This window comes from Streptomyces sp. NBC_01334, from assembly GCF_035983595.1.
Classification (GTDB): Bacteria; Actinomycetota; Actinomycetes; order Streptomycetales; family Streptomycetaceae; genus Streptomyces; species Streptomyces coriariae.
In genome coordinates this window covers 7,758,265-7,774,228 of record NZ_CP130718.1, presented here as the reverse complement: position 1 = coordinate 7,774,228, position 15,964 = coordinate 7,758,265, and the positions used below count along the sequence as shown (strand labels likewise).

The 15,964-nt window shown below is 69.7% G+C and carries 13 protein-coding genes; 11 read left to right on the top strand and 2 right to left on the bottom strand.

Going from position 1 to position 15,964, the window contains the following annotated elements; translation table 11 throughout:
* Nucleotides 1-146: 146 nt before the first annotated feature.
* The 3 genes from OG736_RS34630 (at nt 147) to OG736_RS34620 (ending at nt 3,396) form a co-directional block, all read left to right on the top strand.
* Complete coding sequence (locus OG736_RS34630; protein WP_327185890.1) at nt 147-1,190, top strand: Rv2578c family radical SAM protein; 1,044 nt, start codon at nt 147-149, stop codon at nt 1,188-1,190.
* 173 nt (nt 1,191-1,363) lie between these two features.
* On the top strand, nt 1,364-2,941 hold the full coding sequence (locus tag OG736_RS34625) for an alpha/beta hydrolase (RefSeq protein ID WP_327185889.1): 1,578 nt from the start codon (nt 1,364-1,366) through the stop codon (nt 2,939-2,941).
* A 56-nt stretch (nt 2,942-2,997) separates the two neighbouring features.
* Nucleotides 2,998-3,396, top strand: a complete 399-nt coding sequence (locus OG736_RS34620) for a RidA family protein (RefSeq protein WP_327185888.1) — start codon at nt 2,998-3,000, stop codon at nt 3,394-3,396.
* Nucleotides 3,397-3,477: 81 nt separating this feature from the next.
* Here the strand turns inward: OG736_RS34620 and OG736_RS34615 are convergent, their stop codons facing one another.
* A complete protein-coding gene (locus tag OG736_RS34615) occupies nt 3,478-4,605 on the bottom strand; it encodes a tryptophan dimethylallyltransferase family protein (RefSeq protein WP_327185887.1) in 1,128 nt (375 codons plus the stop codon).
* A gap of 245 nt (nt 4,606-4,850) precedes the next feature.
* Complete coding sequence (locus OG736_RS34610; protein WP_327185886.1) at nt 4,851-5,426, bottom strand: adenylosuccinate lyase; 576 nt, start codon at nt 5,424-5,426, stop codon at nt 4,851-4,853.
* Between the two features lie 435 nt (nt 5,427-5,861).
* Between OG736_RS34610 and OG736_RS34605 the strand changes: the two genes are divergently transcribed.
* From OG736_RS34605 to OG736_RS34570, 8 genes are all read left to right on the top strand, one after another.
* A complete protein-coding gene (locus OG736_RS34605) occupies nt 5,862-7,667 on the top strand; it encodes a 3-hydroxyacyl-CoA dehydrogenase family protein (protein WP_327185885.1) in 1,806 nt (601 codons plus the stop codon).
* 136 nt (nt 7,668-7,803) lie between these two features.
* Nucleotides 7,804-8,619, top strand: coding sequence for a TetR family transcriptional regulator (locus OG736_RS34600; RefSeq protein WP_200839964.1), 816 nt, complete (start codon nt 7,804-7,806; stop codon nt 8,617-8,619).
* Nucleotides 8,620-9,050: 431 nt separating this feature from the next.
* Nucleotides 9,051-10,388: a crotonyl-CoA carboxylase/reductase gene (ccrA, locus tag OG736_RS34595; RefSeq protein ID WP_327187789.1), complete on the top strand. Its 1,338-nt coding sequence runs from the start codon at nt 9,051-9,053 to the stop codon at nt 10,386-10,388.
* A gap of 17 nt (nt 10,389-10,405) precedes the next feature.
* On the top strand, nt 10,406-12,433 hold the full coding sequence (locus tag OG736_RS34590; RefSeq protein ID WP_327185884.1) for an ethylmalonyl-CoA mutase: 2,028 nt from the start codon (nt 10,406-10,408) through the stop codon (nt 12,431-12,433).
* Nucleotides 12,430-13,389, top strand: coding sequence for an HpcH/HpaI aldolase/citrate lyase family protein (locus tag OG736_RS34585; RefSeq protein WP_020125550.1), 960 nt, complete (start codon nt 12,430-12,432; stop codon nt 13,387-13,389). The genes OG736_RS34590 and OG736_RS34585 overlap by 4 nt, the downstream gene beginning before the upstream one ends.
* Before the next feature lie 5 nt (nt 13,390-13,394).
* Nucleotides 13,395-13,919: a MaoC family dehydratase gene (locus OG736_RS34580; RefSeq protein ID WP_327185883.1), complete on the top strand. Its 525-nt coding sequence runs from the start codon at nt 13,395-13,397 to the stop codon at nt 13,917-13,919.
* 2 nt (nt 13,920-13,921) lie between these two features.
* Nucleotides 13,922-15,136 carry an acyl-CoA dehydrogenase family protein gene (locus OG736_RS34575; protein ID WP_327185882.1) on the top strand — a complete coding sequence of 405 codons (1,215 nt, stop codon included), beginning with the start codon at nt 13,922-13,924 and terminating at the stop codon, nt 15,134-15,136.
* Nucleotides 15,137-15,306: 170 nt separating this feature from the next.
* The gene (locus OG736_RS34570; RefSeq protein WP_327185881.1) at nt 15,307-15,963 is read left to right on the top strand and encodes a phosphatidylserine decarboxylase; all 657 of its coding nucleotides are present in this window, start codon (nt 15,307-15,309) and stop codon (nt 15,961-15,963) included.
* The last annotated feature ends 1 nt before the right edge of the window (nt 15,964 follow it).

Here is a 15,964-nt window from a genome sequence, read left to right as displayed (position 1 = left end):
GCAAGCCAACCACCCCGGTCCACGGCCGCCCAAATCGGGGTCCCGGAAGCGATCGCGGGGCGATCGAAATCGGTTCCCGAAAGGTTCCTCGCACGATCATGGGAACACATGTTCTATTGTGGGGCCAGTACTACCGAGGAGGCGTCATGCGCTGGGACAACCTCACCGTGGAGACCCGTCACGACCGGCCGGCCGATGCCGCGCTGTTCGGCGCGGACGCGGTCACGACCAGGACGTTCGACACGCCCGAGTTCGCCGGCATCACGTTCCACGAGATCCGGGCCCGCTCGATCCTCAACCGGGTGCCGGGGGCCTCCCGGATGCCGTTCGAGTGGACGGTGAACCCCTACCGGGGCTGCACGCACGCGTGTGTGTACTGCTTCGCCCGCAAGACGCACAGCTATCTCGACCTCGACACCGGGACCGGGTTCGACACCCAGATCGTCGTCAAGGTGAACGCGCCGGAGCTGCTGCGGCGCCAGCTGGCCTCGCCCCGCTGGCACGGGGAGCACGTCGCGATGGGCACGAACGTCGACTGCTACCAGCGCGCGGAGGGCCGCTACCGGCTGATGCCGGGCATCCTGTCCGCCCTGCGCGACCGGGCGAACCCCTTCTCGATCCTGACCAAGGGCACCCTGATCCTGCGCGACCTCGACCTGCTGCGGCAGTCCGCCGAGGTGACCGACGTCGGCGTCTCGGTCTCCGTCGGCTTCACCGACACCGAGCTGTGGCGCACCGTGGAACCGGGCACGCCCGCTCCCCAGCGGCGCCTCGACGTCGTCAGGACCCTCACCGACCACGGGATCGGCTGCGGAGTGCTGATGGCGCCGGTGATCCCGTTCCTCGGTGACGAGCCGGCCCAGCTGCGCGCCACCGTGCGGGCGATCGCGGCCGCCGGGGCCACCTCGGTCACCCCGCTCGCGCTGCATCTGCGCCCCGGCGCCCGCGAGTGGTTCATGGCCTGGCTCGGGCAGCACCACCCCTACCTGGTGCGCCGGTACGAGCGGCTGTACGCGGACGGCGCCTACGCCCCGAAGTGGTACCAGCGGCGGATCACCCGTCAGGTCCACGAGCTGGCAGAGGAGTACGGGATCGGCCCCACGCGCGCGGGGATGCCGCGCCGGATCCCACGGCCCGAGCCGGAGGAGGAGCCGACCGGGTCCGGGCCGACGCAGCTCTCGCTGATCTGAGCGCGTCGATCCGAGCCCGTCGATCTGAGCGCGTTCGAGCGCATCCGGCTACCCGATCGGGTCAATCAACGGCGGAACAGGTTCTGACGGACGCTCATTTCGGGACGATGCGGCGAGGGCCGTGACCTGCGGTCCGACCACCTCCGGCCCCTTCGTCGCCTCTGGAGCACTCCATGAACCAACGCGCAGCCGTGCTGTGCGCTGCCGCCGTCGTCGTGGCCGGGACGGTCACCGCCGTGCCCGCCGCCGCGAGCCCTTCACCCGCCGCGGCGCCCGCCCGCCCCGCGGCGCTCTCCTGGAAGAACTGCGGCACCACCGGGCAGCCGAAGCTCCAGTGCGCGTCCCTGAAGGTGCCGCTCGACCACGCGCAGCCGGGCGGTGAGCGGATCACGCTGGCGCTCTCCCGCGTCCCGCACACCGCGAAGAGGTACCAGGGCCCGCTCCTGGTCAACCCCGGTGGCCCCGGCGGCCGGGGGCTGAGCCTCGCCGGATTCGTCGCCTCGGCGCTGCCGAAGGCGGTCGCGGCCCAGTACGACGTCATCGGCTTCGACCCGCGCGGGGTGGGCAAGAGCACGCCCGCGCTGAACTGCGCGCCCGGTCACTTCGCCGCCGTGCGCCCGGACTCCGTGCCGAGCACCGCGGCGATCGAGAAGGCCAACGTCGCCCGCGCGCGGTCCTTCGCGACGGCCTGCGCCAAGAAATACGCGCGCGTGCTGCCGTACATCGACACCGTCAGCGCCGTGCGGGACATGGACGCGATCCGTGCCGCGGTCGGTGCGCGGCGGCTGAACTACTTCGGCTACTCGTACGGCACCTACCTCGGCGCGGTGTACGCCAAGCTCTACCCACAGCGGGTACGGCGCCTGGTCCTGGACTCGATCGTCGACCCCACGGGCGTCTGGTACGAGGACAACCTCACCCAGGACCTGGCCTTCAACGACCGGCACCGCGCCCTGATGGCCTGGATCGCCAGGAACGACAAGACGTACAGGCTCGGCACCGACCCGGAACAGGTCGAGACCAAGTGGTACGCGATGCGGGCGGCCCTCGCGGCCAGGCCGGCCGGCGGCAGGGTGGGCGCCTCGGAGCTGGAGGACACCTTCCTGCCCGGCGGCTACTACAACGGCTACTGGCCCCATCTCGCCGAGGCGTTCGCGGCGTACGCGAACCGCAAGGACACCGCCCCGCTGGTCGCGGCGTACGGGAACTTCGCCGCCGTCGACGCCGCCGGGGACAACGGCTACAGCGTCTACACCTCGGTGCAGTGCCGTGACGCCTTCTGGCCGCGCGACTGGGACGAGTGGCGCACGGACAACTGGTCGGTGTACGCGAAGGCCCCCTTCATGACCTGGAACAACGCCTGGTACAACGCGCCGTGCGCGTTCTGGCCGACCGGGTCCGTGGGGCCGGTGAACCTCACCAACGGCGAGCTGCCGCCGGCCCTGCTGTTCCAGGCGACGAACGACGCGGCCACCCCGTACGAGGGCGGCGCGACGGTCCACGCGCTGCTGCGCGGTTCGAGCCTCGTCGTCGAGGAGGGCGGACAGAACCACGGCATCACGCTGAGCGGGAACACCTGCCTGGACAAGCACCTGGCGGCGTACCTGGCCGACGGCACGGTGCCGCGCGGGACCGGCGGGGTCGACGCGGTGTGCAAGGCGCAGCCCGACCCGAAGCCGTCGGCCTCGAAGACCGCCTCGCCCACCGCCCACGGCTCGACGCTGCACGGGCTGCTGGGGTTCCGTGGCTGAGCGGTGATCACCGACCCGTCGGGGGCGTTGTCGGACCCGTGGTCCACCATGGACGCATGAGCGAACCGACCAGGATTCCCGCCCCCGACGGAGTCGCCGCCGCGGCCCAGTACTCGCATGTCGTCATGGGCACCGGCCGTTTCGTGGCCGTCGCCGGTCAGCTTCCGCTCGACGAACACCGCAGGCTGGTCGGCGAGGGCGACCCGCAGGCCCAGGCCCGCCAGGTCTTCGAGAACCTGCGCCGCTGCCTCGCCGCGGCCGGCGCGACCTTCGACGACGTCGTCAAACTCACCTACTTCGTCACGGACATGGCCCACATGCCCGCGATCCGCGCGGCCCGCACCGCCCACATACCCGACGACCGCCTCCCCGCCGCCTCGGCCGTACAGGTCGCCGCCCTGGTCCACCCGGACTTCCTGATGGAGATCGAGGCGTTCGCGGTGGTGGGCGACTGACCCCGCCGACCGGCCCCGCCGACGGAGCCCGCACGCGGGTGCCGGAGCGGCTGTGGAGGGGCCGTCATCTGTGGTTCAGGGTCAGATCGCGGGGTCGGCGTACGTGTTGAACCGCAGGTACAGACCGATGTCCGCGGGCAGGTCCTGCGAGATCGTCCGGTAGCTGCACAACTCCTGCAGCTGCCCGGCGCCCTCCGGCAGCTCCGCCGTCAACCGCCGCAGAACCTCGGCGTGCGGACGCGGGTCGATCCCCTCCAGCTCCATGAGCCGGGCGATGCGTACGGCTGCCTCCGCGTCGGTGCGGGTGTTGTTCGGCAGCCGCAGGTAGACGTTGGCCTCCTCGGGACCGGGCACGCCCTCCCGGAAGGCCAGGCAGGTCATCGGCTCGTTGCTCACGGCGCCGCCGTCCCGCCCGTAGATCACGGTGCGCGCCCGGGCCGCCCGGGCCGGGTCGTGGCGGTGCGCCAAGGCCGCCACGGTGTCCAGCTCGTCCATCGGCATGGGGAGGTGCCGGAAGTACACCTTCACCCGGGAGGTGCCGCCGCCGTCCAGATCGAGGGCCATGAGCTCCAACTCGTGTCCCCGACCGGCCAGTTCCTCGCCGCGCCGCGCCACCGGTTCCCAGGCTTCCGCCAGGCCCAGCCGGTGCATGGCTTGCGTCATGACGTCGTACGCGCGGTCCAGGCCGTGCACCTGCGGGTTGAGGTAGACCTTGTAGTGGGGCCGCTCCCCCGGCCGCCAGGCCAGGGAGTGCCAGATGGTGGCCCGGTAGCGATCGGGGGCGGACGTGAGGAACAGGTCCTCGACATCCAGGTATCGCGCGATGTCCGTCCCGGGTCGCCCGGCGAGTCTTCGCGTCAGCTCGCGGCCGGCCTCCTGGCAGCCGAGCGGGGTGCCGTCGGAGCCGAGCGACTCGAACAGGATGCGGACCTCGGGCCGGCCGGCCTTCCAACTGACGGAGAGTTCGGCGGGGAAACCGTCGGCCGAGACGAACGAAGGCGGATCGCATCGCGTTCCCATGGGCCGCTCGCCCCACGGGTGGAGTGCCTCCCGCAGGTCCTGGAGCACACTCTCCGTCTCCCACAGGTCTGTTCCCAGACCCCCGCAGACCGCCGACCACTTGTCTTCCAGGAACTGCCCGAATGTCTTGGTCGGATCCTGAGGCGATCTCAGGACTGATATCTCATCGGGCAGTTGTGTGCTGGTCACGGCCTATACCCTCCACAGCCGGACTGATCCGGCTCGTCCGCGGTCACTTCGGCAGCCGCCCGACGGGCGCGCCGACCCTCTGCAGTCCGGCGGAAGGCGATCTTCCCATCGCGAAGTTATTCGAATCTCGAACTAATGGGCGACAGACCGTCATGCTTCGGCACGCCCTGCTTCCGCATGCGTGCGGACCGCTGACGCCGGGGCGGGTCGGGTGCCGGACGCGGCGTCCGCGGTCCGGCGGCGGCTCAGCGCTGCCTGGGAATCCGCGCCAGCGCGTGTACGGCCGCCTCCGCGAGCACCGGATGGGCGAGGGCGTCGTTCAGCACCGGGCGGGCGCGGCCGTCGCCCAGCGTGCCCAGCCCCTCCACGCAGGCGAGGGCCACCCGGCGATAGGGGTCGTGCGGGCTCAGGCGTCGCCGCAGCGTGGTGATCAGCGCGGGCACGGACTCGGGCGCGCGCAGCTCCACCAGCAGCCGGACGGGGTGCAGAGCGTAGGCGACACGCAGTTCGTTGGTGGCCAGGGCGGCCGCGGCGCGGGCGGTGCGGGGGTCGCCGAGGCGGGCCAGCGCGTGGGCGGCGGAGGCGCAGCGCGGCGGATCCCGGTGGTTGAGCAGCAGGACGAGGGCCTCGAAGGCGCGCCGGTCCCCGGCGCAGCCCAGCCGGAAGGCGGCCAGCTCGCGTGCCCAGAGGGGCTGCCCCGACTCGGTGAGCACGTCGGCCAGTAGGTCGTGGTCCGCGACACCTGCCAGCCGCTCGTACGCCGCCGTCGCGCCGGACTCGCGCCGTAAGCGCTCCGTGAGTGATCGCAACTCTTCGTCCATGTGCCGAGCGTAGGGGCTGGGCTGGGCGCGGAGGCGCAAACCGGGCACCTGGCCCGCGCGGCCGGGTGGGCCGTTCGAGCGAAACAGGTCACAGTCCCAGGGGCTGGCGCGCTCGTTACCCACCGGTTAAGCTCATACGAGCGAGTCAATCACTCGCTTCACCTCCTCGTGGTGGCCTGGTGACGCAGTCGCCGCGAGAAGTCGGTTCGGTACCACAGGTACCGCTGTACGACCCGGCCACGGGACAGGGCCGGTCGGATCTTCCGTTCGCTCCGGGCGTGTGCGCGCCCTCGGCGACGGCACCGGGCGTGTGCGCTCGTCAGCCCGGCAACACCCGCGAATCCTTCACCGCATCCGGTGCGCCCAAGCCTCGCAGAGGCCGTTCGGCGCACCCGGGCGCGTTCCCAGTCGTCACCTCATTTCTGGAGTCCCGCGATGGTCGCTCCCCTGTCCGACACCCCTCTGTCCCCGCTCCGGACGATCGCCGTCATCGGCCTCGGCACCATGGGCACCGGCATCACCGAGGTCCTGGCGAAGGCCGGTCGCGAGGTGATCGGCATCGACATCAGCGAGGCCCAGGCCGCGCGGTCCCTCGCCGCGGTGGAGGCCTCCACCGCCCGCGCCGTGCAGCGCGGCCGGATCACCGAGCAGGAGCGCACCGCGGTCCTGGCCCGGGTCCGTGTCTCCACCGACCTGCGCACGGCGGCCGACGCCGACCTCGTCATCGAGGTGGCGCCGGAGTCGTACGAGATCAAGCAGCAGATCTTCCGCGAGCTGGACGGGCTGGTGCGGCCCGAGACCATCCTCGCCACCGGCACCAACGCGCTCTCCGTGACCCGGCTCGCCGCCGACTCGGCGCGTCCGGAGCGGGTGTTGGGCCTGCACTTCTTCAACCCGGCGCCGGCCATGAAGCTGGTCGAGGTCGTCTCCTCGGTGCTGACCGCGCCCACCGCGGTCACCGCCGTCACCAACCTCGCCCTCGACCTCGGCAAGGAGCCGGTCGCGGTCGGCGACCGCCCCGGCTTCGTCGCCGACGGCCTGCTGTTCGGCTACCTCAACCAGGCCGCCGCGATGTACGAGGCCCGGTACGCCTCCCGTGAGGACATCGACGCCGCGATGCGGCTGGGCTGCGGACTGCCGATGGGCCCGCTCGCCCTGCTCGACCTGATCGGCGTGGACACGGCCCGTACGGTCCTGGAGGCCATGTACGCCGAGTCCCACGACCGGCTGCACGCCCCCGCGCCGATCCTCAAGCAGCTCAGCGAGGCGGGCCTGACCGGCCGTAAGTCGGGCCGCGGCTTCTACACCTACGACGCCCCGAACAGCGCGACGGTCGTCCCGGACGCGCTGACCCCCCTGTCCGGCGACGGCGCGGCCCCCGGCCGTCCGGTCCGTTCGGTCGGTGTCGCCGGCTCCGGCACCATGGCCTCCGGCATCGCCGAGGTCTTCGCCAAGGCCGGCTACGACGTCGTCCTCGCCGCCCGCAGCGAGGAGAAGGCGCAGACCGCCAAGGCCCGGATCGGCAAGTCGCTCTCCCGCTCGGTCGACAAGGGCCGGCTGACCGCGGAGAACGCGGCCCAGATCCTGGACCGGATCACCCCGGCCGGCTCCTACGACGCCTTCGCCGACGTCGACCTCGCGCTCGAGGCGGTCGCCGAGGACCTGGAGGTCAAGCAGCAGCTGTTCGCGACGCTGGACAAGGTGTGCAAGCCCGGCGCGGTCCTCGCCACGACGACCTCCTCCCTGCCGGTCGTCGCCTGCGCCCGCGCCACCTCGCGCCCGCAGGACGTGATCGGGATGCACTTCTTCAACCCGGCGCCCGCGATGAAGCTGGTCGAGGTCGTGCGTACGGTGCTGACGGCCGACGACGTCCACGCGACGGTCCGCGAGGTGTGCGGGCGGATCAAGAAGCACGCGGTGGACTGCGGAGACCGCGCGGGCTTCATCGTGAACGCGCTGCTCTTCCCGTACCTCAACAACGCGATCAAGATGGTCCAGGAGCACTACGCGTCCCTCGACGACATCGACGCGGCGATGAAGCTGGGCGGTGGCTACCCGATGGGCCCCTTCGAGCTGCTGGACGTCGTCGGCCTCGACGTCTCCCTGGCGATCGAGAAGGTGCTGCACCGCGAGTTCCGGGACCCGGGCCTGGCCCCGGCCCCGCTCCTGGAGCACCTGGTGGCCGCGGGCTGCCTCGGCCGCAAGACCGGCCGCGGCTTCCGCGAATATGCCCGCCGCTGAGGGCATCGGCGACCGGCTCCGCGCGGACGAGGACTGGGGCGGGCTGCTCGACCCCGCCCTCGGGCCCCCGCCCACCGAGGGCGGGGGAAACCCCGGACAGGCGCACCGAGCTGCGCACATGCAGTACGTTCGGGTCATGCCCCAGCCCGCCAGGTCCTCACGTACACCAGCCACGCCCGACGCGCCGGAGAGTGCCGCGGGCAGCCGAGCGGCAGCCCAGCGACTCAAGATGCGCCGAGAACTGGCGGCCGCGGCGATGGAGCTGTTCGCGACCAAGGGGTACGAGGCGACCACGGTCGACGAGATCGCGGCCGCGGCCGGAGTCGCCCGCCGGACCTTCTTCCGCCACTTCCGCTCCAAGGAAGAGGCGATCTTCCCCGACCACGACGACACCTTGATCCGGGCGGAGGCCGTGCTCAACGCGGCCCCGGCGCACGAGCATCCGCTCGACACGGTGTGCCGCGGCATCAAGGAGGTCATGAAGATGTACGCGGCCCGGCCGGAGATCTCGGTCGCCCGCTACAAGCTGACGCGCGAGGTGCCCACCCTGCGCGAGGCGGAGATCGCGTCGGTGGCCCGCTACGAGCGCCTCTTCACCCGCTACCTCCTCGGGCACTTCGACGAGCACGCCCACGACGACGACGCCAACGACGATCCGCTGCTCGCCGAGGTCGCCGCGTCCGCCGTGGTCACCGCCCACAACCACGTGCTGCGGCGCTGGCTCAGAGCCGGCGGCCAGGGCGACGTCGAGACCCAGCTCGACCATGCCTTCGCGATCGTGCGGAAGACGTTCGGGACGGGCATAGGAGCCGGCCGCAGCAGCGCGGGCGCCCCTCAGCCGGCCCCGGCGGCGGTCTCCGCCCAGGGCGAGGTGCTGGTGACGGTCGCCCGCACCGACGCCTCGCTGGACGAGGTCATGCGCACCATCGAGCAGGCTCTCAAGGAGCGCTGAGCACCCCTCGGAACCCCTTTCACGCTGTGACGACGGCCACCCCACCGGGTGGCCGTTTTGGCATGTCAGAGCCCCTTTTCGCGCACATTTCAGAGCCCGTTCGATCGATCATCGCTCATTTGTTACGTAAAGATTTCAGCTGAGACCAAGTTCTGGCACTCAGTGCCTTGCGGGGTGACACGCGGTGTCATACGTTGAAGGTGTCCGGGCGGCCGGCGTGCAGAGACCTTTCGTACGTCGGCTGTCCCCGCAAGCTCATGGTTTGCGCGCCCGGACGCCTGCGTCACAGGCAACCTCCCGCGCCACAAAGCGCTGCCGAACAGCACATCCGCCGAACCGACGGCACGTTCACCCCAAACCCTCAGCAGCACCGACGTAACCCTCAGCGCCCCGCCCTCAGGGCGCTCACCGCCGGAGGCAACACCGTGACCATGCAGAAGATCCTGGACGCGATCCAGTCGCCGGACTCGACGCCGGACGACTTCGCCGCTCTGCCGCTCCCCGAGTCCTACCGCGCGATCACCGTGCACAAGGACGAGGCAGAGCTGTTCGCCGGCCTCGAGAGCCGCGACAAGGACCCCCGCAAGTCCCTCCACCTGGACGAGGTGGCCCTGCCCGAGCTCGGTCCGGGCGAGGCCCTGGTGGCCGTCATGGCCTCCTCGGTCAACTACAACTCCGTGTGGACCTCGATCTTCGAGCCGGTGTCGACGTTCTCCTTCCTGGAGCGCTACGGCAGGCTCAGCGAGCTCACCAAGCGGCACGACCTGCCGTACCACGTCATCGGTTCCGACCTGGCGGGCGTGGTCCTGCGCACCGGCCCGGGCGTCAACGCCTGGAAGCCGGGCGACGAGGTCGTCGCGCACTGTCTGTCCGTGGAACTGGAGTCGTCGGACGGCCACAACGACACGATGCTCGACCCCGAGCAGCGCATCTGGGGCTTCGAGACCAACTTCGGCGGCCTCGCCGAGATCGCCCTGGTCAAGTCCAACCAGCTGATGCCGAAGCCGGACCACCTGTCGTGGGAGGAGGCGGCGGCCCCCGGCCTCGTCAACTCCACCGCCTACCGGCAGCTCGTCTCCCGCAACGGCGCCGGCATGAAGCAGGGCGACAACGTCCTGATCTGGGGCGCCAGCGGCGGACTCGGCAGCTACGCCACGCAGTTCGCCCTGGCCGGCGGCGCCAACCCGATCTGTGTCGTCTCATCCCCCGAGAAGGCCGACATCTGCCAGGCCATGGGCGCCGAGGCGGTCATCGACCGCAACGCCGAGGGCTACAGGTTCTGGAAGGACGAGCGGACCCAGGACCCGAAGGAGTGGAAGCGCTTCGGCAAGCGCATCCGCGAGTTCACCGGCGGCGAGGACATCGACATCGTCTTCGAGCACCCCGGCCGCGAGACCTTCGGCGCCTCGGTCTACGTCACCCGCAAGGGCGGCACCATCACCACCTGCGCCTCGACCTCCGGCTACATGCACGAGTACGACAACCGCTACCTGTGGATGTCCCTGAAGCGGATCATCGGCTCGCACTTCGCCAACTACCGCGAGGCCTGGGAGGCCAACCGGCTGATCGCGAAGGGCAAGATCCACCCGACGCTGTCGAAGGTCTACTCCCTGGAGGAGACCGGGCAGGCCGCCTACGACGTGCACCGCAACCTCCACCAGGGCAAGGTCGGTGTTCTCGCGCTGGCCCCCGAGGAGGGTCTGGGTGTGCGCGACGAGGAGAAGCGCGCCCAGCACATCGACGCCATCAACCGCTTCCGCAACATCTGAGACACCCGGGGTCATTGATGACTGAGCGTCAGAAGGACCGGCCGTGGCTCATGCGCACGTACGCCGGTCACTCCACGGCCGAGGCGTCCAACGAGCTGTACCGGCGCAACCTCGCCAAGGGCCAGACGGGTCTGTCGGTCGCGTTCGACCTGCCCACCCAGACCGGCTACGACTCCGACCACGTCCTCGCCCGCGGCGAGGTCGGCCGGGTCGGCGTGCCGGTGGCCCATCTCGGTGACATGCGCAGGCTGTTCCAGGACATCCCCCTGGAGCAGATGAACACCTCGATGACGATCAACGCCACCGCCATGTGGCTGCTGGCGCTCTACCAGGTCGTCGCCGAGGAGCAGGGCGCGGACATCACCCTGCTCCAGGGCACGACCCAGAACGACATCGTCAAGGAGTACCTGTCCCGGGGCACGCACGTGTTCCCGCCGGGGCCGAGCCTCCGTCTCACCACGGACATGATCGCGTACACGGTGTCCCACATCCCGAAGTGGAACCCGATCAACATCTGCAGCTACCACCTGCAGGAGGCCGGGGCCACGCCGGTCCAGGAGATCGCGTACGCGATGTCCACGGCGATCGCCGTGCTGGACGCCGTCCGTGACTCCGGACAGGTGCCGGCCGAGAAGTTCGGCGATGTCGTCGCCCGTATCTCCTTCTTCGTCAACGCGGGCGTCCGGTTCGTCGAGGAGATGTGCAAGATGCGCGCCTTCGGCCGCATCTGGGACCGGATCACCCTCGAGCGCTACGGCATCGAGAACGCCAAGCAGCGCCGCTTCCGCTACGGCGTCCAGGTCAACTCCCTGGGCCTGACGGAGGCGCAGCCGGAGAACAACGTCCAGCGGATCGTCCTCGAGATGCTCGCCGTGACGCTGTCGAAGGACGCACGCGCGCGTGCCGTGCAGCTGCCCGCCTGGAACGAGGCCCTCGGCCTGCCCCGCCCCTGGGACCAGCAGTGGTCGCTGCGCATCCAGCAGGTGCTCGCCCTGGAGAGCGACCTGCTGGAGTACGAGGACATCTTCGAGGGCTCGAAGGTCATCGAGACCAAGGTGAGCGAGCTGGTCGAGGAGTCCCTCACGGAGATCGAGCGGATCCAGGAGATGGGCGGCGCGATGGCCGCCGTCGAGTCCGGCTACCTCAAGTCGCAGCTCGTCTCCTCGCACGCCGAGCGCCGGGCCCGGATCGAGTCCGGGCAGGAGAAGATCATCGGCGTCAACGTCTTCGAGACGACCGAGCCCAACCCGCTCACCGCGGATCTCGACACGGCCATCCAGACGGTCGATCCGGCGGTCGAGGCCCGGGTCATCGCCTCCCTGGAGAACTGGCGCGACACGCGCTACCAGCCGCCCTTCAACCACCCGCGCCCGTGCAAGGCGCTGGAGAAGCTGAAGGAGGCCGCCAAGGGCACCGCCAACCTCATGGAGGCCACCCTGGAGTGCGCCCGCGCCGGGGTCACGACCGGCGAGTGGTCCGGGGCGCTGCGCGAGGTGTTCGGCGAGTTCCGCGCCCCGACCGGTGTGTCGTCGGCGCCGGTGGCGGTCCCGGCCGAGGAGGGCTCGGCCATGGCCGACGTCCGCCGCCGGGTCGATGTGACCGCGAAGGACATGGGCGTCGGCAAGCTGCGCTTCCTGGTCGGCAAGCCGGGCCTGGACGGGCACTCCAACGGCGCCGAGCAGATAGCCGTACGCGCTCGGGACGCCGGCTTCGAGGTGGTCTACCAGGGCATCCGGCTGACGCCCGAGCAGATCGTGGACGCCGCGCTGGAGGAGGACGTGCACGCCGTCGGCCTGTCCATCCTCTCCGGCTCGCACGCCCAGCTGGTGCCGGACGTCCTCGAACGGCTGCGTGTGGCCGGTGCCACAGACATCCCGGTGATCGCCGGTGGCATCATCCCGAATGGAGACGCCGAACAGCTCAGGGCTGCCGGCGTGGCCGCGGTCTTCACCCCGAAGGACTTCGACATCACCGGAATCATCGGCCGCATCGTCGACGAGATCCGGAAAGCGAACAAGCTCGACCCCCTGGAGGTCCCCGCATGACCGTCAACCGTCTGCGTCCCCGCCGCTCGTGTCTCGCGGTCCCGGGCAGCAACCCCCGCTTCCTCGAGAAGGCGCAGGGCCTCCCGGCGGACCAGGTGTTCCTCGACCTCGAGGACGCGTGCGCGCCGCTCGCCAAGCCCGAGGCACGGCACACCATCGTCAAGTTCCTCAACGAGGGCGACTGGACGGGCAAGACGAGGGTGGTCCGGGTCAACGACTGGACGACCGAGTGGACGTACCGCGACGTCGTGACGGTGGTCGAGGGCGCGGGACCCAACCTCGACTGCATCATGCTGCCCAAGGTGCAGAGCGCCCAGCAGGTCGTCGCGCTGGACCTGCTCCTGACGCAGATCGAGAAGACCATGGGCTTCGAGGTCGGCCGCATCGGCATCGAGGCGCAGATCGAGAACGCGCAGGGCCTCAACAACGTCAACGAGATCGCCACGGCTTCCCAGCGCGTCGAGACGATCATCTTCGGCCCGGCCGACTTCATGGCGTCGATCAACATGAAGTCGCTGGTCGTGGGCGAGCAGCCGCCCGGCTACCCGGCGGACGCGTACCACTACATCCTCATGAAGATCCTGATGGCCGCCCGCGCCAACGACCTCCAGGCGATCGACGGCCCCTACCTGCAGATCCGCAACGTCGACGGCTACCGCGAGGTCGCCGGACGTGCTGCCGCGCTCGGCTTCGACGGCAAGTGGGTGCTGCACCCGGGCCAGGTCGAGGCGTCCAACGAGATCTTCTCGCCGTCGCAGGAGGACTTCGACCACGCCGAGCTGATCCTGGACGCGTACGACTACTACACGTCCGAGGCGGGCGGCAAGAAGGGCTCGGCGATGCTCGGCGACGAGATGATCGACGAGGCCAGCCGCAAGATGGCGCTGGTCATCTCCGGCAAGGGCCGCGCCGCCGGCATGCAGCGCACCAGCAAGTTCGAGATCCCGGAGGGCTGAGCGCCATGCAGTTCGGACGCACCTACGAGGAGTTCGAGGTCGGGGCGACGTACAAGCACTGGCCGGGCAAGACGGTCACGGAGTACGACGACCACCTGTTCTGTCTCCTCACCATGAACCACCACCCGCTCCACATGGACACCAACTACGCGGAGCGGACGACCGACTTCGGCAAGAACGTCGTCGTGGGCAACTACATCTACTCGCTGCTGCTCGGCATGTCCGTGCCGGACGTCTCGGGCAAGGCGATCGCCAACCTGGAGATCGAGTCGCTCAAGCACGTGGCGCCGACCTTCCACGGCGACACGATCTACGGGCAGACGACCGTGCTCGACAAGTGGCCGTCGAAGTCGAAGAACGACCGCGGGATCGTCTACGTCGAGACGAAGGGCTACAAGCAGGACGGCACCCTGGTCTGCGTGTTCCGCCGCAAGGTGATGGTGCCGACCGAGACGTACATCAAGGAGCGCGGCGGTGAGCAGCCGGGCCGCCCGGAGCTGAACGACCCTTCGGAAAAGACGGAGAAGTAGCCATGGCGCGCCTCGCCCAGACCGCCGGTCTGACCGACATCCAGCAGGAGATCCTCTCCACCGTCCGCGACTTCGTGGACAAGGAGATCATCCCGGTCGCGACCGGGCTGGAGCACCGCGACGAGTACCCGCAGCAGATCGTCGACGGCCTCAAGGAGTTGGGCCTGTTCGGTCTGATGATCCCCGAGGAGTACGGCGGTCTGGGCGAGTCGCTCCTGACGTACGCGCTGTGCGTCGAGGAGATCGCCCGCGGCTGGATGTCTGTCTCCGGCATCATCAACACGCACTTCATCGTGGCGTACATGCTCAAGCAGCACGGCACGCAGGAGCAGAAGGACCACTTCCTGCCGAGGATGGCGGCCGGCGACGTCCGCGGCGCCTTCTCCATGTCGGAGCCGGCTCTCGGCTCGGACGTGTCCGCGATCACCTCGAAGGCGGTGAAGGACGGCGACGAGTACGTCCTCAACGGCCAGAAGATGTGGCTGACGAACGGCGGCACGTCGTCGCTGGTGGCCGTTCTGGTCCGAAGTGACGAAGGACACTCCCCCGAAGAGGCGGCCGCCAAGCCGCACAAGTCGATGACGACCTTCCTGATCGAGAAGGAACCCGGCTTCGGTGAGGTCCGCCCCGGCCTGACCATCCCGGGCAAGATCGACAAGATGGGGTACAAGGGGGTGGACACCACCGAGATGATCATGGATGGCCTGCGCCTTCCCGCCGATCGGGTGCTCGGCGGGGTCACCGGCCGAGGTTTTTACCAAATGATGGACGGGGTCGAGGTGGGTCGCGTCAATGTCGCGGCCCGTGGCTGCGGCGTCGCCCAGCGTGCCTTCGAGCTGGGCGTCTCGTACGCCCAGCAGCGTCACACCTTCGGCAAGCCGATCGCCCAGCACCAGGCGATCCAGTTCAAGCTCGCCGAGATGGCTACCAAGGTCGAGGCCGCCCATGCCATGATGGTGAACGCCGCACGCAAAAAGGACTCCGGGGAACGAAACGACCTTGAGGCAGGGATGGCGAAGTACCTCGCCTCCGAGTACTGCAAGGAGGTCGTGGAGGATGCCTTCCGGATCCACGGAGGCTACGGCTTCTCCAAGGAGTACGAGATCGAGCGCCTCTACCGCGAGGCCCCGATGCTGCTGATCGGTGAAGGCACCGCAGAAATCCAGAAAATGATCATCGGGCGCAGGTTGCTCGAGGAGTACCGGTTCCAAGGCTGATTGTCCGGGTTGGGGGTGTTTTCTTCGAGAAGAAGATCACACCCCGTCAACTTCCCTCTGCCGTCGACTCGGCTTCCTTGCTTACCCAGTTGTGGCCCCGAACCGCTACGATCGCGGAAAGCCGCCGTCCCCCCGTCGAAGCGCGGCATCATCCGCTACGAAGGTCATCCATGCCCCACAGCCAAACCTCTGCACACCGCGACAGCCTGGTAGGCGCACGCCTCGCGCGCGGAGCATCGCCGTGGCTTCTGCCGACCGTCGCCACCGCAGCCGTCAGCCTGCTGCGCGCCCGCCGCTCGGGTGCCGCGAAGGCCGTCGCCGTGCCCGCCAGCGCTCTCGCGGCGGGCATGCTGTGGTTCTTCCGCGACCCCGAGCGCGAGATCGCCTCGGGCCGGGTCATCTCCCCCGCCGACGGTGTGGTGCAGAGCATCATGCCGTGGAAGGACGGACGCACCCGGGTCGCGATCTTCATGAGCCCGCTCAACGTCCACGTCAACCGCGCGCCGCTGGCCGGCACCGTGACGTCGGTCGAGCACATCCCCGGCGGGTTCGTGCCGGCGTTCAACAAGGAGAGCGAGAACAACGAGCGCGTCGTCTGGCACTTCGACACCGAGCTCGGTGACATCGAGATGATCCAGATCGCCGGAGCCGTCGCCCGCCGCATCGTCCCCTACATCCCCGAGGGCACGAAGGTCGAGCAGGGCGAGCGGATCGGCCTGATCCGCTTCGGTTCGCGTGTCGACATCTACCTCCCCGAGGGCGTGGACGTCGCGGTCGAGGTGGGGCAGAAGACCGTGGCAGGGGTGACTCGCATTGACCGTGATTGAC